Origin of the sequence: Robinsoniella sp. RHS (genome assembly GCF_001029355.1) — a bacterium.
Taxonomy (GTDB): domain Bacteria; phylum Bacillota; class Clostridia; order Lachnospirales; family Lachnospiraceae; genus Robinsoniella; species Robinsoniella peoriensis.
Genome location: NZ_JNGB01000063.1, coordinates 1 through 19,090 on the forward strand (window position 1 = coordinate 1; position 19,090 = coordinate 19,090).

Annotated in this window: 15 protein-coding genes; 14 read left to right on the top strand and 1 reads right to left on the bottom strand. The window is 44.6% G+C overall.

Going from position 1 to position 19,090, the window contains the following annotated elements:
• Positions 1-416: hypothetical protein (locus RHS_RS31460; RefSeq protein WP_395023078.1), on the top strand; the 416-nt coding region annotated here is incomplete at its 5' end.
• A gap of 106 nt (positions 417-522) precedes the next feature.
• On the opposite strand, the gene RHS_RS20115 is transcribed toward RHS_RS31460, so the two are convergent.
• Positions 523-813: a DUF3795 domain-containing protein gene (locus tag RHS_RS20115; RefSeq protein WP_027292743.1), complete on the bottom strand. Its 291-nt coding sequence runs from the start codon at positions 811-813 to the stop codon at positions 523-525.
• Between the two features lie 198 nt (positions 814-1,011).
• Between RHS_RS20115 and RHS_RS20120 the strand changes: the two genes are divergently transcribed.
• The 13 genes from RHS_RS20120 (at position 1,012) to RHS_RS20180 (ending at position 19,059) form a co-directional block, all read left to right on the top strand.
• The gene (locus RHS_RS20120; protein WP_161597265.1) at positions 1,012-1,536 is read left to right on the top strand and encodes a GNAT family N-acetyltransferase; all 525 of its coding nucleotides are present in this window, start codon (positions 1,012-1,014) and stop codon (positions 1,534-1,536) included.
• A 106-nt stretch (positions 1,537-1,642) separates the two neighbouring features.
• Positions 1,643-2,206, top strand: a complete 564-nt coding sequence (locus RHS_RS20125; RefSeq protein ID WP_047834173.1) for a TetR/AcrR family transcriptional regulator — start codon at positions 1,643-1,645, stop codon at positions 2,204-2,206.
• A gap of 259 nt (positions 2,207-2,465) precedes the next feature.
• Positions 2,466-3,089 (top strand): methyltransferase domain-containing protein, encoded by a 624-nt coding sequence (locus RHS_RS20130; RefSeq protein WP_047834174.1) that lies wholly within the window; start codon positions 2,466-2,468, stop codon positions 3,087-3,089.
• Positions 3,090-3,176: 87 nt separating this feature from the next.
• Positions 3,177-5,528, top strand: a complete 2,352-nt coding sequence (locus RHS_RS20135; RefSeq protein ID WP_047834175.1) for a glycoside hydrolase family 3 N-terminal domain-containing protein — start codon at positions 3,177-3,179, stop codon at positions 5,526-5,528.
• Between the two features lie 3 nt (positions 5,529-5,531).
• Entirely contained in the window at positions 5,532-6,620 is a 1,089-nt protein-coding gene (locus tag RHS_RS20140) for a hypothetical protein (protein WP_027292748.1), read from the top strand.
• 14 nt (positions 6,621-6,634) lie between these two features.
• Positions 6,635-8,080: an alpha-L-fucosidase gene (locus tag RHS_RS20145; RefSeq protein WP_138001706.1), complete on the top strand. Its 1,446-nt coding sequence runs from the start codon at positions 6,635-6,637 to the stop codon at positions 8,078-8,080.
• A 197-nt stretch (positions 8,081-8,277) separates the two neighbouring features.
• Positions 8,278-9,867 (top strand): response regulator, encoded by a 1,590-nt coding sequence (locus RHS_RS20150; protein WP_047834177.1) that lies wholly within the window; start codon positions 8,278-8,280, stop codon positions 9,865-9,867.
• A gap of 57 nt (positions 9,868-9,924) precedes the next feature.
• Positions 9,925-11,727, top strand: coding sequence for a sensor histidine kinase (locus tag RHS_RS20155; RefSeq protein WP_176731040.1), 1,803 nt, complete (start codon positions 9,925-9,927; stop codon positions 11,725-11,727).
• Positions 11,728-11,987: 260 nt separating this feature from the next.
• Positions 11,988-12,914: an ABC transporter permease subunit gene (locus tag RHS_RS20160; protein ID WP_027292751.1), complete on the top strand. Its 927-nt coding sequence runs from the start codon at positions 11,988-11,990 to the stop codon at positions 12,912-12,914.
• A gap of 12 nt (positions 12,915-12,926) precedes the next feature.
• Positions 12,927-13,829 carry a carbohydrate ABC transporter permease gene (locus RHS_RS20165; protein ID WP_047834179.1) on the top strand — a complete coding sequence of 301 codons (903 nt, stop codon included), beginning with the start codon at positions 12,927-12,929 and terminating at the stop codon, positions 13,827-13,829.
• A gap of 68 nt (positions 13,830-13,897) precedes the next feature.
• Complete coding sequence (locus RHS_RS20170; RefSeq protein ID WP_044295181.1) at positions 13,898-15,670, top strand: extracellular solute-binding protein; 1,773 nt, start codon at positions 13,898-13,900, stop codon at positions 15,668-15,670.
• Between the two features lie 126 nt (positions 15,671-15,796).
• Positions 15,797-17,890 (top strand): glycoside hydrolase family 52 protein, encoded by a 2,094-nt coding sequence (locus tag RHS_RS20175; RefSeq protein ID WP_047834180.1) that lies wholly within the window; start codon positions 15,797-15,799, stop codon positions 17,888-17,890.
• The gene (locus tag RHS_RS20180; protein ID WP_395023083.1) at positions 17,887-19,059 is read left to right on the top strand and encodes an iron-containing alcohol dehydrogenase; all 1,173 of its coding nucleotides are present in this window, start codon (positions 17,887-17,889) and stop codon (positions 19,057-19,059) included. Before RHS_RS20175 ends, RHS_RS20180 begins: the two co-directional genes overlap by 4 nt.
• Positions 19,060-19,090: the final 31 nt, after the last annotated feature.

Here is a 19,090-nt window from a genome sequence, read left to right on the forward strand (position 1 = left end):
ACTGGCATTTTCTAACCTTCCCAGAGCACTTTTTGGCGGCACGCGGGCATTCGCTCCGAAATCCTGATGCATTTCGCAGCTCACTGCCCGCTTACAATCCGATGGGAGCCAGTCGAATTGTATCCGCCAAAAAGCACTCCGGGAAGGTAAGTAAATGCTCAGCTCTGCTATACGCCTCCCAAACCAATGTCCTGGTCCGTCCCCTTCTCTTTCCGGGATGCAGTTTATTGATACAAAGCTGGTTTTCTCAGCAGGGTGGGGCCCCGGGGTTGTGGCATGCCGGACGCGGTTGGCATAAAGCAACTGATCTTGAGAACGAATTTGTTTTTCATTCTGTAACCAGAAAAAGGAGCAAACTTTCATCTTCTTTTACGCAAACAGCCGAAACATACTACGCAGCATCCAATAAAGAATAGCCTGCCACAGCCCAGGGGTTCCAACCTGCTGAGAAAACCAGCTTTGTATCAACAAATGCTATCTCGGAAAGATGGGTGTGGGAAACTGGTATGGGCGTAGGAAGCTTTAACTCCATTGTTTGAGATTCTCTAATTGTCTGAGATGATCTTGTGCATTTTCTTCCGGAGACTTTGTAGGATCATCTCCATCAAAATGTTCACAGGGCAGCTTGGTGCACTTGCCGCAATGGGCGTGCTTCTTTTCATTTACACAGCATTGATAGATACTGCAGACATCCTCTCCGGTATATTCCAACCAGTAGGCTTTGCCCTTTTCCTTGGGACATCCTTTGCAGGTTTCCGGGTACGAAGTGCAGTCAGAGCAGATCACACCGCAGCAGCTGAATATTTTTTCCATTGGTATCCTCCTGAAAATTTAAACATATTTGGCTGTTAATTGATTCCAGTATAAATGATTCTTTTGAAATATACCAGAGCGTGTTTGAAAATGTTTTTTGGCAGCAGCCCGTTCCGGTTTAATAAAGCGGTATTTTCCTTGCAAGGGAATGCTTATGGTATTATAATGATTGGGCTAAAGAAGTTAAGGAGAATAAATATGAGCATTCAAATTATATCTATTGACACAAGTCAACAACACGAACTGGAAAAAATAGAAAATCTTTATTTAAAATCGTTTCCCAAAGAGGAACGTATTGATTTTAAACTATTAACTGCCAAAGCTAAAGAGGGGAAAGGTTACTTTCTGGGACTTTTCGATAAAGGTGATTTAGCGGGGTTTACGTTTTATACCGGGTTCAAAGAAACAATCTATGTCTTTTATATTGCAATTGATTCTAAGTATCAGTCAAAAGGATATGGTAAATTAATCATTGAGCATTTTATGGAGAAGTTTCATGATCATAATATTATGCTGCTTGTTGAAGAGTTAGATGAAAACGCAGAAAATAATGAACAGAGAATCAGGCGGAAACAATTTTATCTCAGGAATAATCTTGCGGATGATAGTCAGTTTTTAGAGGTGATGGGAGTTCATTATGAATTGCTTCACCGGCAGGGGTATACTGCTGATGTGGAGGAATTTGAAGAAATCCAGGCATATTTTTTTAGTGATGCAGTATAATATGTGCATTTCCAAATAGTAGATTTACCTCAAAAATTATTCGGTTCCTGAATTTCTGATTGACTCATATTCAATCATATGGTAGAATGATTTTCGAGGTGATAATATGCGCATATCAAAAGAACCGGAAGTAAGAAAACAGGAGATCATAGATGTGGCTATGAAAGTATTTGCTGAAAAGGGATATGAAGCCGCAACAATGAAGGATATAGCAAGAGAAGCAAATGTTGTGGCAGGTTTGTGCTACCACTATTTTCAAAATAAGCAGGAACTTTATAAAACAGCCGTGACACAATATGCAAAGGAATGCAGCAGTGCATTTATTTCCATTTTTCAACAGACTGAATTACCATTAGATGAATGTCTGGATGCCATGGAGAAAATCTCTATCAGCCAGGAACACGGTTATAAATACAAAGAATTTTTTAACAAAGAAGGAAATGAACTATTTCATAAGCAGCTGGAATTGTACATGTCAAAAGAGATCTTTCCGTTTATGCAGAATTACATAGAGTGTCTGGCTAAGCGTAAGGAAATCCAGGCAGAAGATACCGGTCTGTTAGCACATTTTTTGTGGAATGGACAGTCTTCGGTTATGAATGAGGAAAGTGTACCGGTTGAAAAGAGAATTGCGTTTATCAGGAAGATATTTAAAAAAATATTAGATTAGAACAAGATTTTAGACATTTAGAATATGACATTCATGTTTCTATTGCTACGTCGTACAGAATAAGCAAACAGCTATTGATACTAAGTATAATCAGCCCTGCCAAGTTTGGCAGGGCAAACAAATACCTTGTGATTGAACGAAAGTCAATGAATATATTTCAATGAATATATTTCAATGAATACGAGTCAATGAATATTTATCAATATGCTTAGAATCTGCACAAATGCAAAAAAAATCAGTTACAGTAAAGGAGAAATTTATGCGTAAAGAAAGCAGTAAGGAATTAACAAAACAATATTTTAACAGTACCGCGGAGGATTATGATCAAAGTCATGACGGAAAATTTGTATATTGCATGTATCAGGAGATTGTGGAGAGGGCGGCAGCTTTGAAGCCTGACAGTGTACTGGATTTGGGGTGTGGAAATGGAAATGTCATACATTTGCTGAAAAACCGGATATCTGCAAAGTACTATGGACTGGATATCTCAGAAAAAATGATAGAGGAGACAAAGAAACGTTTTGGAAATGAAGTGGAACTGTGTGTAGGGGATGCAGAAAATCTTCCATATGAGGATCATACCTTTGATCTGATTATCTGTAATGCTTCCTTCCATCATTATCCCAGAGCTGAGAAGGCAGTTGCAGAGATGAAAAGAGTTTTAAAGCCTGACGGAACGGTCATATTGGGGGATCCGACTCTGCCGGGGAAAATCTTTACCAATATGCTGAACTGGCTTATGAAATACAGTCATTCCGGGGAGGCAAAGATCTGGCATAAGAAGGAAATTATTCCATTATTCCAAAGGTATGGTTTTCAGATTAAAGATTGGAAGAAGATAAATTATAAGACATTTATGTTTTCGGCGACACCTGAAACATAACAAATTGCAAGAAATCGAAATACAGTGAATTAAATTACAAATTCCTCCATGCTATAATTTCCCCAAAAGATACGAGGAGGATTAGGTATGAAATATAAAAATGATTCTCTTTCCATAGAGGAAAGGGTAGAGGATCTGATGGGGCGGATGACACTGGATGAGATGGCTGCGCAGCTTGGATCATACTGGATCTACCAGTTAGATGACGGTAAGAACCTGTCTCAGGAGAAAGCACAAAGATATCTGCATGATGGGATTGGACAGATTACAAGAGTCTGCGGCGGCAGCAGCCTGAAACCGGATGAGGCAGCCAGGATGGCAAATCAGATTCAGAAATATCTGGTGGAAGAAACCAGGCTTGGGATACCAGCGATGATTCATGAGGAGGCTTGCAGCGGCTTTACGGCAATCGGCGCTACTACATTTCCACAGACCATAGGAGTGGCATCTTCTTTTGATCCGGAGCTGAGTGAACAGATAGGCAAGGTGATTGGCAGACAGATGAGGGCTGCAGGAGCACATCAGGCCCTTGCGCCGCTGTTAGACGTTGCAAGGGATCCGCGCTGGGGACGTATGGAAGAGACCTATGGGGAAGATCCCTATGTGGTGGGGACTATGGGCACAGCCTATGTAAAGGGAATCCAGGGTGATTTGAAAGAGCAGGGAGTTCTGGCAACCGGGAAGCATTTTGTAGGCTACGGCGCATCGGAAGGCGGTATGAACTGGGCGCCGGTTCATCTGCCGGAGCGGGAGCTGCGGGAAGTATACCTGACACCATTTGAGATGGCGGTAAAGGAAGGAAATCTGGCATCCATTATGAATGGATATCATGAGATTGACGGCGTACCCTGCGGTGCTTCGAAGAAGCTGCTGAACGATATCCTGAAAGAAGAGTGGGGATTTGAGGGTATTGTAGTTTCTGATTATTTTGCCATTAACCAGATCTTTGATTATCACAATATGGCAGCGGATAAAGAAGAAGCAGCAAAAATGGCGCTGGAAGCAGGCATGGATGTAGAACTTCCCAATGTGGACTGCTTTGGGGAACCTTTAAAGCGCGCGGTAGAAAAGGGAGATATTTCCATGGAACTGATCCGGACCAGTGTAAGAAAAGTCCTGACATTTAAATTCCGTCTGGGATTATTTGAACATCCATATGTGGAAGCGGAGAAGACACTGGAGCAGTTTGATACGCCTGAAGATCGTCAGCTTGCTCTGGAAGCGGCTAGAAAGTCCGTTGTTTTACTGAAAAACGAGAACCGGCTTCTGCCTTTATCAAAGGATATCAAAAAACTGGCTGTCATCGGTCCTTCCGCAGACAATATCCGGCATATGATCGGGGACTACACCTATCAGGGACAGATCGAAGGTCTGCTGGAGCTGCATGAGAGCCAGGGGAATGCCATGAATCAGCCGATACCGGAGAATATTGAAATGTCCGGGAATATCGTGCAGATGGAGAGTTACCTTGAGGCAATCAAAAAAGCGGTGTCTTCGGATACGGAGATTATCTATGCAAAAGGATGTGAGATAAAAGGGACTTCCAGAGATGGATTTACAGAAGCGGTAAATGCTGCCAGACAGGCTGACACCGTACTGTTGTTTTTGGGCGATCTGGCTGGAATTACTCTGGAATGTACGGTGGGAGAATCGGTGGACCGGGCAGAATTAAGTCTTCCGGGAGTACAGGGAGAACTGGTACGCGCCATTGCAGCCACCGGGGTACCGGTAGTTCTGGTGCTGAGCAACGGGCGCCCCTATTCGATTACCTGGGAAGAAGAGCATATCCCGGCAATTCTGGAAGCGTGGTTCCCAGGAGAAGAGGGAGGAAAAGCCGTAGCAGAAATTCTATTCGGAGACAGGAACCCGGGCGGCAAACTGCCGGTATCCGTACCACGGACCTCCGGGCAGATTCCGGTGTACTATATGCATAAAAAATCCGGCGGGCGTTCCCACTGGAGAGGAAATTACGATGACGTCAGCGCGTCCCCTCTGTATGCTTTTGGCTATGGACTGAGTTATACAGATTTCCGTTTTGATGATTTCAAAATAGAAAAAAAGGTAATACCGGTAGGAGGCAGTCTGGAAGCCTCCGTTAAGATCACCAACATCGGAGACCGGGAAGGTGATGAAGTAGTACAGCTTTATATACGGGATGTGGCTGCCAGTGTCACCAGACCGGTACAGGAACTGAAAGCATATAAGAGAATCACATTGAAGCCCGGTGAAAGTAAGGTGCTGGAATTTACCATTAAATCGGCGCAGATGGGATTTTATGATATCAATATGGATTATGTGCTGGAGCCGGGAACAATCGAGGTTATGGTGGGGGCAGCCTCCAATGATATCCGGTTCAGAGACAATATCATCCTGACAGGGAAAAAGTGTAAAGCAGACCGGGTATTTGAAAATCAGGTAATTGTAAGAAAGCAGGTGTAGTTTATGTACTATAAAGAAGACTGGGAAAAAGCAAAAGCCAGACTGACAGCGTTATGGGACAATGAGATACTGGATCGCTGCTGTATATCCGTTGCAGCTCCCCGGGACGGTAAAACAAATGTACACATATTTGCGCCCGGTGAATGTAATCCAAATGACCCGGAAGATCTGGAAGATTACTGGATGAACCCGGAGCGGATCTGGAAACGTAATATCCTGCGGCTGGAACATACCTATTTCGGAGGGGAGTCACTGCCCCTGGTGATGCCAAATTTTGGAGCCTCCGGGCACTGTGTTTACTACGGTGGTAAATACACATTAAAAGCGGATACGATCTGGTTTGATGCAGTGGTGGAAGACCTGGAGGAGCACCAATGGAAATATGACCGTGAAAATAAATTCTACCGCCGCCAGCGGGAGATTGTCCAATACCTTGCAGAAAAGGGCATGGGAAATTATCTGCTGTCTATGCCGGATAACTGCGGCACACTGGATGCCATCGGACATCTGCATGGTTCTATGGAAACCATGATGGACATGTATAGCTGTCCCGGGGCAGTTCAGGCGGCCATATCAACAATCAATGAAGGCTGGACAGATGCGGCGGAGACTTTCTATCAATTGGGGAAGAACTGCAACGAAGGGGGCAGCTGTGTTGGGTGGATGGACACCTGGGCACCGGGGCGCCATGCCCAGATGCAGTGTGATATGTCTGTCATGTTCTCGCCGGACTGTTATCAGAAGTTTGTGGTACCGGAACTCAAAAAGCAGATGGAATGGGAAGAATATCCTGTTTACCATTTTGACGGAAAAGAACAGATCAGCCATCTGGATCATTTACTGGACCTGAAAGAGCTTCAAATGATTCAATGGACCAATGTGGATGGGCAGGAAAGTCCCGCACATTTTATTCCTGCACTGAAGCGGATGCAGGAGGCAGGGAAAAAGATCCTGGTGCTGACTCCGGCATCGGATATTCCCGCATTGCTTGATAACCTGTCATCCAGGGGGCTGTATCTGCATACTTATGCAGATACCGTGGATGAAGCCAATAAGATTATACGCTATGTGGAAAAAAATACACATGCATGAGGAGGAAGTACATTATGAAATATGAAGCATCCTGGAATTCACTGAAAACCCATCAAACACCGTCATGGTTTCAGAAGGCAAAGTTCGGAATCTACACACACTGGGGGATTTATTCTGTACCTGCCTGCAGACCCAATGGAAGCTGGTATGGCTTTTATATGTATCAGAAAGGCAGTCCCCAATATGATTACCATACAAAAACATACGGAGATCCATCCGTATATGGATATAAGGATTTTATCCCGGCATTTACCGGAGAAAAGTTCAATGCCAGGGAATGGGCCGAATTATTTGCAAAGGCAGGAGCAAAATTTGCAGGACCAGTAGGCGAGCATCATGACGGATTTAGTATGTGGGACACCGGTTTAAACCGGTGGAATTCTGCGGAAATGGGTCCCAAAGCAGATGTTGTGGCGGAGATGGAACGGGAGATCCGGGCGCAGGGAATGAAGTATATGGTGGCGCTTCATCATGCGGAAAACTGGAGGTTCTTTCCACACTGGGCAGAGGGAACAGATTTATCGGATCCGGAGTATTTTGATCTGTACGGTACCCCGCATGACCTGGACTGGAAGGACGGGATACCGGATAAGGGCGAATGGCCGATCTGGAATGCACAGACTCTGCCGGATAAAGCATTTTGTGACAAATGGCTTGCAAAATGCAAGGAAATTATCGACCGGTTTTCACCGGATATGCTATGGTTTGACTTTGGTCTGGGATTTATGCCGGAAACCTACCGGGAAGAGATGCTGGCTTATTACTATAATAAAAGTGAAGAGCAGGGAAGAGAAGTAGTCATTACCTATAAATATCAGGATCTTCCGGTGGGAAATGGTGTCATTGATCTGGAACTGGGAAGATTTGACCGGATGATGTATCACGAATGGATCACCGATACCACCGTAGATGACGGGGAGGGATGGTGCTATCTGTTTGATGCGGAATATAAGCAGCCGGAGGAACTGGTACACTATCTCATTGACAATGTGAGCAAGAACGGATATCTCCTGCTCAATGTAGGTCCAAAACCCAATGGAGAGATTCCGGAAGAAGCCAGACATATCCTTCTGGAAATGGGAAAATGGCTGGAAGTTAACGGTGATGCAATCTATGATACCACACCCTGGATGACATTCGGGGAAGGCCCGGCTAAAATGGAAAAGGCCGGTATGTTCAGTGAAGGAGAAAAGCTTCAGTATGGGCCGGAGGATATCCGGTTTACCGTTAATGGAAACATGCTTTATGCGGCACTTCTTGGGTGGCCGCAGGATGGAAAGGCAGTCATCAGAAGTGCCGCCCGGTTCTATCCGGGAGAAATAGAAGAGATTACTATGCTGGGGGATGGAAAACCGCTGCAGTGGAGCTGTACGGATGAGGGGCTGGTTGTAAATCTTCCGGACCAAAAGCCCTGTGATTATGCCTGGGTACTGGAAATTGCCCGGAAGTCTCCTTTTTAGAGCGGGAATCCTTTTGTGGCAGTATCAGCACTGCTTTTTGCAGAATGGATGGCTGAAGATATACGAAACATGCTATAAATTTTACGAACGTTGCATATATTCATGAACGGATTTTATGATATAATAAATACAATGAATCATCAAATACTCTCGGAGGCGCAAATCGGTCAGATTTGGGGTTCGGAGAGTTTTGATGTATGAAAACATGGGATCATGGGGGAAAGAACATGTATAAGGTTGTAATTGCGGAAGATGAAATGTTTGTGAGGCTGGGAATCAAGATGTCTGTTGACTGGGAGAAGCTGGGGATGGAGGTGGCAGCTGATGTGGAGAATGGGCAGCGGGCACTGGAAGCATGGGAAGCCTTTCAGCCGGATATTGTCATAACGGATATTAAGATGCCCGTGATGGATGGAATTTCACTGATCAGGCAAATACGGCAAAAGGATGAGCGGACCAGATTTATCATCCTCAGCTGCATGGAAGAATTCAATATTGTGCGGGAAGCCATTTCACTTGGGGTTTCCGATTATGTATTAAAGCTGACCATGACACAGAAAGATATGGAAAAAGTCCTGGAGAAGGTCAAAAGGGAATTGGTTGTCATGGACAGAAGCCAGAAGAAACAGGAAAACGGGATGGAAAGAAAACGGTTTGAGGACTCACTCCGCAATTTCCTCTATTACCGCCTGGATGTGGGCCAGGATTGGAAAATGATGCTGGAAGAACAATTTTCTGATTCGGAAAAGCAAATGCAGATGGTGGCACTGGAGATTGATAACTATACGGAAAGCAAACGGATATTCAACGATTCTTATGGCAGTATCCTGGATTCCGCAGTAGAGAATATCCTGTCAGAACTGCTGGTGGAGGAAAACCATATTCTGCTTCCGGAAAAGGATGGGAGATTTATCATGATCCTGGAAGAGGCCGGGGACAGTGAAATTCTGTCCGGACAGCTGCTGCAGCAGCTGGAAAAAATGCGGGAGGTATTGCAGCGGTGTGTGAAAAGCACGGTTTCCTTCGCCATAAGCAGCCGGGGCAATAGCGGTGATGAACTTTATGAAATGTACCATCAGTGCTGCCAGGCGCTGGAAAAGAAATTCTTTTATGGATTGAACCGGAATACCTTGTATAATGCACAGAACCCGGATGACTGTAAGCGGCTGATCCGCAGAAAGATGGGGCGGTTAATTTTACAGATGAAAATGGATGAGTCTGCTGCCAGGCGGCTTCATGAGGCGGAAGCAGGATTCTGCCAGCATGAAAATCCGGTTACCATCCGGCATTATTTTGAACATGCCATCAATGTAGAGATGTGCAGAATTCTGCCGGAAGGCCAGCAAAGATACCAGATCACAGAGCAGTTTATAACCAGACTGAAAAACAGCCAGACTTTTGACGGGGTCCTGGAGGTTTATGAATCCTGTATGGAATATCTTCAGGTCAGTTCCGGTGAGCAGACATTATTAAGTAAGCCGGTCAAAGATATCCTGTATTATATCAGCCTGCACTATCCGGAAGATATCACCCTGGATCAGGTTTCCCAAATGGTAGAATTGAGCAGGACTTATGTGTGCGGCTTGTTCAAGAAGGAACTAGGTGTAAATTTAACCAATTATATTATGAACTACCGGATTGAGAAAGCGAAGGAGCTGCTGCGCAGTACCAACTTAAGATCATATGAGATAGCTGAGAAGGTGGGGTTTCTCGATGAAAGTTATTTCAGCCGTACCTTTAAGAAAGTGACTGGTCAATCTCCCAATTCATTTAAAAAAGGGGTATAAACATGCTCTGGCTGGTATTAGAGAATGTGCTCCGGGACAGGAAAGGCGGAAGAAGCCATGAGAAGAAAAAAGAATAACGGACAGGCATTCAGCAGACGGCTCCAGTCACAGCTGCTGGCAGTCTTTATGGTGACGATCACAATCCTGGTGGGAGTTGTGTCCATATTCAGCTACAAACGTTCCGAAAAAGTGATTCAGGAACAGTCAGCCAGTATGATGCAGCAGTATTTCCAACAAAATCAGTATAACATTATCCGCTATACCCAGGAGGTGGAAAAAATACTGCGACTTTTTATGATTCAGGACTCTCTTCAGGACTATATGCGGCAGGGATGGAAAAACCAGTTTGACAGCATCCAGAAAGCGATGCAGATTTTTGATTATACCAATGTCGTGATGGGGAATTATGAATACCTGGATTCTATTTATTACTATGGAAATGACGGTACGGCTCTGGGAGTCTTGGAGAAGAAGAATATGGTAACCAGGATACCGGCTCTGGATCTGCCATGGTATTCCCTGGGGATTCAGGAGGAAGCTCTGAAAAATCCGGGGAAGGTACTGTGGTTTGGAGGGTATACGAATCTGGATTTTGCCATGGAGCAGGAAGCGAAAGAGGTGCCATATATAACCGCAGCCGGCAGCATTTGGCTGGGAACGGGAAGATATGCCACTGTAGTAGTGAATATCCGGCAAAATGCACTTGCAGATCTTTTTACAAAGTCAGATACTCCGGATGAAAGAGAAAGTTATCTGATGAATGACCAGGGCATAATCGTAGTTCATCAGAACAGCGAAAAAGTAGGAAAACAGGCAGAGTTTACCCCTCGTGAGCTGGAAAAGACCGGTGACGGCTACCTGATGAAAGAAAATATTCAGATTAATTACCATCGGATACAGGGACTGCCCTGGACCATTGTAACGGAGATTCCCAAAGAATCGCTCTATGGAAGCCTGGTTTCATTGAAACGCTGGTTTCTGGTTCTTGCGGCAGGGGGGCTTCTGGTAGCACTTGCATTGTCGGCGTACAGCCTTTATCGGCTGACTGAACCGCTGAAACGTCTGAGGGTAGCGATGGAGCGGATGGAAAATGGTTCTCTGGGAGAACAGCTGGATGAAAGCAGCAAAAATGAACTGGGAATGCTGGGACGGCAGTTTAACCGGATGTCCAGGAGTATTCATACCATGATCGACCAGATCCGGGATATGGAAGAAGAGAAAAGAATTTTGGAAAAAGAAGCCCTGCAGGGTCAGTTAAATCCGCATTTTCTGTTTAATACCCTGAGCACCATGCGCTTTATGGCAAAGCTGGGACAGAATGAACCCCTGGAAGAGTGTTTCTGCGCACTGGGAAGAATGCTGCAGCCAATGTACCGCAGTCAGGGAGAATTGTGGAGCCTCAGACAGGAAGTAGACTACATGTCTACCTATATTACGATCATGAATTGCCGTTACGGTGGTAAGCTTATCATGGAATTTGAGATACCGGATATGCTGATGGAGCTTCCGGTACTTAAATTCATTTTGCAGCCCCTGGTGGAAAATGCCATTGAACATGGATTTGCAGATTCCGGTGGAGCCGGCATGATTGTGATGGGAGCAGAGCAGAAAGAGAATCAGCTGCAGGTGTACGTTGAAGATAACGGCAGCGGAATTCAGGAGGAAGAGCAGGAACGACTTTGCCAATTACTGAAGCAGGCGGAGAAACAGAAGGAGCTTTATAAGAATCATGTAGGCATTGTGAATGTGCATCGGAGGTTAAAGGTACATTTTGGGGACGCATACGGAATCAGGCTGGAAAGTATACCGGGGAAATCCACCTGTATATATCTGGTTATGCCGGTTATAAAGCCTGTTTAAAAATCATTGCTGCAAAGCGGGAACGGCAGATAAGCTATAAACAATATATAATGACAGCAATTATATAAAAGAGCACAAGAAAGTACATAAAATCATAACGAAATACAATTTTTAGAAAATCTCCTTCGTATTCTGAAATATGGCTGACTGAATTTAAGACAGAAAATGAGAATATCCTTTATCGAAATGTAGTGCGGGATTCCCTATAATATTGTCTATAAGGTTAACCAATAAAGTTCAGAAGAGAAGGAGGTTTTTTTATGCGAAAGATACCAAATGGAAAGGGTATTGTCAGAAGGAAAATGCCGGAGGGAAAGAAGTTTTTCCTTGCGTCCGTTCCTTTCCTGATTTTGGTTTTCGCATTTGCTTATGTCCCGCTTTTGGGATGGGCATATGCATTTTTCGATTATCATCCCGGAATGTCATTGTTTGATTGTGATTTTGTGGGACTGAAGACATTTGCTAAGATCTGGGCAAATAAGTCAGAGTTATTCCGGGTAATGCGAAATACCCTGGCGATGAGTGCAATCTGTATTACAACAATGCCCCTTGCAGTCGTTTTTGCAATTATGCTGAATGAGATAAAAAATTCGAAATTCCGCAAACTGGTTCAGACCACCACTACACTTCCGAATTTCATCAGCTGGATTGTAGTATTTACACTGGCATTTGCAATGTTTTCTACCGATGGTATGGTTGCGGGCGTCTTTAAATCATTAGGGATAGAGAAAACGGTGAATCTGCTTGGTGACAACAAACATGCATGGGCATTCCAGTGGGCGCTGGCAACCTGGAAAAGCCTGGGATGGAGTGCAATTATCTATATCGCATCCATAGCTGGTATTGACAGCGAACTTTATGATGCTGCTCATGTGGATGGTGCAAACAGGCTGCAGACCATACGGCATATTACCGTACCGGGATTATACGCAACGTTTTTTGTACAGCTTCTGCTGGCAATCAGCAATATGCTGAGTAATGGTTTTGAACAGTATTTTGTATTCTATAACCCGTTGACCGCAGACAAGATAGAAGTTCTTGACTACTATGTGTTTAAGATCGGTGTATTGACGAATGATTATCCCCAGTCCATTGCCCTTGGTATGTCAAAAACGATTATATCTGTCATACTTCTCTTCACGGCAAACCAGCTTTCCAAGAGGGTTCGCGGTGAGTCGATTGTATAGGAGGGGAATAGAATGATAACGAAAAGATTGAAATCGAAAAAAACATTGTCGGAAAGGATAGCAGATATTTTTATTTATTTAATCTGCATTTTACTGGTCATTATCTGCATCTATCCATTTTACTACGTAATAATTTATTCCATCAGTGACCCTGCACAGGCATCCAAAGGGATTTTCCTTTTGCCAAAAGGGTTTAACCTGGATACTTACAAAGGGATTATCAAACTGAACGACATACCGGGAGCATATCTGATCTCCATTCTCAGAACGCTGCTGGGAACCGGGATTACCATTATCAGTTCTTCTTTCTTTGCATACCTGGTTACGAACCAGAAAATGTATTACAGAAAAATTGTATACCGTTTTGTTATTGTTACGATGTACATCAATGCAGGTTTAATTCCATGGTATATCACCATGAAAGCATACGGGCTGCAGAATAATTTCCTGCTTTATATTTTACCGGGTGCGCTTTCTGCTTATTATGTCATCCTGTTGAAGACTTACATGGAGTCACTGCCAAAAGAGCTGGAAGAGTCCGCGAAAATTGACGGGGCGGGAATGATGATAATTTTTGGGAGAATTATTTTCCCACTGTCAAAGCCAATAGTGGCAACTGTTGGGGTATTCTCCATGGTGGGACAGTGGAATCAGTGGCAGGACAACTACTTCCTGGTTTCCGATGCAAAATTACAGACCCTGCAGATGGTGCTCTATAATTACCTGAATCAGGCAAACCGGTTTCAGAGCATGTCCAGTAATGCAATTGACGCATCCGCAGTAACCAGTTCCATTACACCTTCTTCAATTAAAATGTGTATCACGGTGCTGGTAGTATTACCGATTATGTGTGTATATCCGTTCCTTCAGAGATATTTTGTAAAGGGTATTATGATGGGAGCAGTCAAAGGATGATTAAAATAAGAAAACAATGATTAACGATATAACAATGATAACGATATAAAAATGGGAGGAATCATCATATGAAAAATAAATTAAGAAAAATTACGGCTTTATTATTGGCAGGAGCAATATGCATGTCTGCTGCAGCGTGCGGAAAAAGTGAAGAGAAGACGGATACAGGAAGTACTACAGCCGGTTCCCAGGCAAGTTCTGATGAACCGGTGACCCTTACCATCTGGAATACAGAAGTTCTGACTCCCGGTATCCAGACTAATGAAGTAGCAAAGGAAATTGAAAAAAAACTGGGAATCAAAATGGAAATTGTGCAGGGCGATGCTCAGAAATTCAGTATTCTGGTTGCAGGGGGAGATCTGCCGGATATCATCTATACCAATCCGGCTCAGCAGAACGTGGCATCCAACAATCTGATAACAAGCGGGCAGCTGATGCCCATGGACGAACTGATTGACCAGTATGGGGAAAATATTAAGAAAAATTTTCCGGACCGCCTGAAGTATTCTAAGCAGTTTGCAAGTAACGGAGAAGATAAGGTTTATTATCTGCCGGTACTGGCATACCAGGCAAATGAAGAGCATCCCAATGTCAGCTATTCTATTGAAAATGTAGGATTGATGACAAGATGGGATATCTATGAGGCAATCGGATGTCCGGAAATTAAAACTACCGATGACTATCTGAATGTACTGAAAGAAATGCAGGAATATGCAAGGGAAAAGGATCTGGCAGACGGGAAGCAGATCTATGCAATTTCCGGATGGAGTGACTGGGGTCTATGGCCATGGTGGCTGGCAAATACCAGAGAAATGGGATATACGGATCTTGCCAACTCAACCATCTTTAACTATAAGACGAAGTCCGTAGAGGGAGTGTTTGCAAGTGATGCATTCTGGCAGTCCCTGGAATTTTACAACAAAGCTTATAACATGGGCATTCTGGACCCGGAAGCATTTACAATGAAAAATGATCAGTTCTGGGAAAAATGCAAGAACGGACAAGTGATGATGGCATATGCAAGCTGGCAGACGGAAGGTATTAATACATTTTTCCAGACGAACGGACATCCGGACTGGAGTTACCAAAAACTGCCGTACGACGGATATGATTATATTTCCGGTATTGTTTCAACAACCGCACCTCTTGGAAGTGGTATAGAGTATGCCACAGCGATTACCAAGAATTGTAAGAATCCGGAGAAAGCAATGGAACTGATTGATTTCATGAATTCAGAAGAAGGTGCCCGTCTGATTTACAGCGGAGTAGAAGGTACACATTGGACCAGTAAGGATGGCGTTGTGCAGCCATCAGAGGAATTTATTACCCAGTCTAAGACAGATCCGGATTATAAGCTTAATGTTGGGGTTAACCTTTACAATAAACTTTGCGGATTCAAAGATATCCAGGTACTTTCCGACGGATATCCGGCAGACCTGATGAAATCGGATGAGCAGAAAGCAGCCACAATTACCGATACAGATAAGAGCTACTGTGAATATTACTCCCAAAAAGAAGGGGGAGATTATCAATATCCGGGCCAGGTTCTCTATGATATGTGGCAGAAAGAAAAAGTCGATACGATCACAGATTTCTATCTCTATCCCACCTTGGTGCAGAGTCCCGATGAGGAAACACTCAACATCATAGCACAGTGCGAACAATATATGAATGTACAGGGTGTAAATGCAATTATGACGGCAACGGCAGAGGATTTTGCTGCCTGCAAAGAAGAGACATTGAAAGGTCTGGAGAGTAAAGAATACTCAAAAGCAACTGCGAAAATAGAAGAGCTGTATGCGGCTGCGGAAAAAGAAGCAGAAGCCTTCGGGATGAAATAAATGCAGTTTTGCAGATGCCGGGCAGCATGGAAAACCAATGCAATAGTATGCTTGTGCAGCAGAATTTGAGTATGAAATGATATATAACCGTATTGAAATTGCAGCAGGATATAAGGAGTAGAAATAATGAAAAATATAATGTTTAATGCAAATCACTCACCAATTGGCGCATATGCCAGTTTCACACTTGGATTCCCCGGCGCAGCCGGGGGTCCCGGGATGGAGCGCAGAGGACCTGCAGATACAAATGTTTATATCGGAGTGGAACGGCGTGAAGGAGGAAGCTATGAGAGCTTTCCCTTTTTTAAAAATGAAGATGATGAGAGTAAACAGTACGATGTGGAAAAAGAAGACACCCAGGAACAGGAAGGATATTTTGACCGGTTTCCGGCTTCTGAAATAGAGAGAGATTTCCGGGTAAGCAGCGATAGCTGGAAAGCCAGAGACATAACGTTCACCCTCTATAATCAGGTGGAATCCATACCGGATCCAAAATTCTGCGATGAGGAATGTCTGAAAGAAGTAATTGTACCCGCTGTACTGGCTAAGTTAACCATTGATAACCGCGGATGCCCCAATGGAAGAAAGGCATTTTTCGGATTTAATGAAGTAGAAGAACGGTATGGCATGCGTCCTCTTTCTTCGGGAAAAATGCATGGTGTGGGACAGGGGGGAAATCTGGCGGTTTTTACCCTGGATCAGGATGCCCATCCGGCGGGCGGATTTTGCCCCGAATGTATCTTGGGAGAAGAGGATCGTGACAACTGGAACTTCCGGCTGGGAAAGACAGCATTACTGGTGCTGGATGTACCAGAGGATACAAAGAAGACCTTTCGCTTTGCAGTCTGCTTTTATCATGGCACACAGGCAACTTACGGGATTGATACAAAATATTACTATACCAGATATTTTCGTAACATTGAGGAAGTAGGCAGCTATGCACTTTCCGTATTTGACCGGATTGTGGAAAAATGCCGGGAAGCAAACCTGAGATTTGACAAGGAAAGCCTTACCCCGGAACAGCGTTTTATGTTGTGGCATTCCATAAAAAGTTATTACAATTCATCACAATTTCTGATCAAAGACGGAGAGCCGCTCTGGATCATCAATGAGGGCGAATTCCGGATGATGAATACCATGGATCTGACGGTTGACCAGTTGTTCTTTGAAATGAAAATGAATCCATGGACGGTCCGTAACGAACTTGATTTTTATCTCCGGAATTATTCCTATGAGGATAAGGTACGGTTTCCGGGCAGTGACACTGAGTATGAGGGTGGCATAAGCTTTTGCCATGACTGTGGCGTGGCGAATGTATTTGCACCAGAGGGGAGGTCTGCCTATGAAAAATGCCGGTTAACGGATTGCTTTTCTTATATGAGCCATGAACAGCTGGTAAACTGGACCTGTTGTGCCCTGGTGTACATAAAACAGACCGGGGATCAGTCATGGAGTGACAGCCGCAAAGAGACATTGAAGAGCTGTTTTGCCAGCATGGTTAACCGGGATCATCCCGATCAGCACAAACGAAACGGGGTTATGGGACTGGACAGCACCCAGACGAAAGGGGGCGCGGAGATCACCACTTATGACAGCCTGGATGTATCTCTGGGACAAGCCAGGAACAATATCTATCTGGCGGGAAAATGCTGGTCAGCTTATGTGGGCCTGAAAGATTATTTTGAAACGAACCGGGAGACAGGTCTTGCCAAACAGTCGGCACTGCAGGCGCAGAGGTGTGCAGAAACGATACGGTCTCATATGACGGAAGGCGGATACATACCGGCTGTTATGGATGAGGATAATGATTCTAAGATCATTCCTGCAATTGAAGGGCTGATTTTCCCATATGTGCTGGATTTAAAAGAAGCCTGCAGAGAAGACGGCATTTACGGAGCATATATCCGGGCATTGAAAAAACATTTTGAAACAGTGATGCAAAAGGGAGTCTGTATCTTTTCAGACGGCGGATGGAAGCTCTCTTCCACAAGTAATAATTCCTGGCTCAGCAAAATTTATCTCTCTGAGTTTATTGCAGGAAAAATTCTTGGATTTGACCGGAAGACTTATATGGAAGAAGCAGACCGGGCCCACGTGGACTGGCTGACCCATCCGGAGCATTCATACTGGTGCTGGTCGGATCAGATTGTAAGCGGCATCATCAGTGCAAGCAAATATTATCCCCGTGGTGTAACAAGCATTTTATGGATGGAGGAATGACAAAAATGAAGGCATTTACTTACTATAGCCCCACCGAAATAATCTTTGGGTGCGGGAAGCTGGTAGAGACAGCAAAATTGGTAAAGCGGTTTGGAAATAAAGCACTGCTGGTGACTGGAAAAGGAAAATCCTCTGTAAATGCAGCCCGCCGGGTTCTTGAACTTTTGCAGGGGGCAGGTATTAAAACGGCACATTATGACGGTGTATCACCCAATCCTACTACTGATCTGGTAACAGAAGGCGCTGAAATGGCAAAAAAACTTGGGGCAGAGGTAATCATTGGACTGGGGGGCGGATCTGCAATGGACACCGCGAAAGCAATCGCAGTGGAGGCGTCACACCCCGGTACCGTATGGGATTATAACTGCCATACAGAGGGGCCCACAGATAAGACACTGCCGGTGATTGCAATCGGGACAACCGCAGGAACGGGTTCACAGGTGACCCAATGTGCTGTGATTACCCGGACGAAAGACAAGGATAAGTCTGCAGTCTGGCATCGGAATATTTTTCCCAAAATTGCAATTGTAGACCCGGAACTGACCAGGAGTATGCCAAAAGCGGTAACAGCACAAACCGGGTTCGATGCATTCTGTCATAATTTTGAGGCATATCTCTCGATAAATACCAGTTCAATGGTTGAACGGATGGCATTGGAAGCCATAGCAGCCATTGTGGAATATTTGCCCAAAGCGCTGGCAGACGGGAATGACATGGAAGCCCGTTCCAGGATGGCATGGGCGGATACCCTGGGTGGATTGACAAACGCCAATGCCGGTGTAACGCTGCCCCATGGACTGGGCATGCAGGTGGGAGGCCACTGTCCCCAGGTGACTCATGGACAGGCACTGGCTGCGTTTTATCCCGCATTTACCAGATACACTTACCCCGCAGCAGTGGAGAAATTTGCTGCAGTAGGAAGAATTTTAAATCCCGGGCTCCAGTCGGAAACAGAAGACACAGCTGCGGCAAAATGCTGTAAGGAAATAGACCGTTTCTTAAAAAAGATCGGTCTCTGGACTGGCTATAAAGAACTTGGGGTTACCATGGAAGATATCCGTGAGATTGCAGACTGCGGACAGGTACTGGGCGATTATCTGAACAACCCGAGAGTGGCTGACATTGAGGAAATGTATGAGCTGCTGGTTTCCTGCTATGAGCGGGATTAGAATCTGGCACCTGCATGAAAGAAAAGGAGTG

Excerpts from the sequence above, each read along its gene's own strand:
- RHS_RS20170 (WP_044295181.1), top strand. The coding sequence starts at position 13,898 with ATGAAAAATAAATTAAGAAAAATTACGGCTTTATTATTGGCAGGAGCA.
- RHS_RS20130 (WP_047834174.1), top strand. The coding sequence starts at position 2,466 with ATGCGTAAAGAAAGCAGTAAGGAATTAACAAAACAATATTTTAACAGT.
- RHS_RS20145 (WP_138001706.1), top strand. The coding sequence starts at position 6,635 with ATGAAATATGAAGCATCCTGGAATTCACTGAAAACCCATCAAACACCG.
- RHS_RS20150 (WP_047834177.1), top strand. The coding sequence starts at position 8,278 with ATGAAAACATGGGATCATGGGGGAAAGAACATGTATAAGGTTGTAATT.
- RHS_RS20155 (WP_176731040.1), top strand. The coding sequence starts at position 9,925 with ATGAGAAGAAAAAAGAATAACGGACAGGCATTCAGCAGACGGCTCCAG.
- RHS_RS20135 (WP_047834175.1), top strand. The coding sequence starts at position 3,177 with ATGAAATATAAAAATGATTCTCTTTCCATAGAGGAAAGGGTAGAGGAT.
- RHS_RS20120 (WP_161597265.1), top strand. The coding sequence starts at position 1,012 with ATGAGCATTCAAATTATATCTATTGACACAAGTCAACAACACGAACTG.
- RHS_RS20175 (WP_047834180.1), top strand. The coding sequence starts at position 15,797 with ATGAAAAATATAATGTTTAATGCAAATCACTCACCAATTGGCGCATAT.
- RHS_RS20115 (WP_027292743.1), bottom strand. The coding sequence starts at position 813 with ATGGAAAAAATATTCAGCTGCTGCGGTGTGATCTGCTCTGACTGCACT.
- RHS_RS20165 (WP_047834179.1), top strand. The coding sequence starts at position 12,927 with ATGATAACGAAAAGATTGAAATCGAAAAAAACATTGTCGGAAAGGATA.
- RHS_RS20140 (WP_027292748.1), top strand. The coding sequence starts at position 5,532 with ATGTACTATAAAGAAGACTGGGAAAAAGCAAAAGCCAGACTGACAGCG.
- RHS_RS20160 (WP_027292751.1), top strand. The coding sequence starts at position 11,988 with ATGCGAAAGATACCAAATGGAAAGGGTATTGTCAGAAGGAAAATGCCG.
- RHS_RS20125 (WP_047834173.1), top strand. The coding sequence starts at position 1,643 with ATGCGCATATCAAAAGAACCGGAAGTAAGAAAACAGGAGATCATAGAT.
- RHS_RS20180 (WP_395023083.1), top strand. The coding sequence starts at position 17,887 with ATGACAAAAATGAAGGCATTTACTTACTATAGCCCCACCGAAATAATC.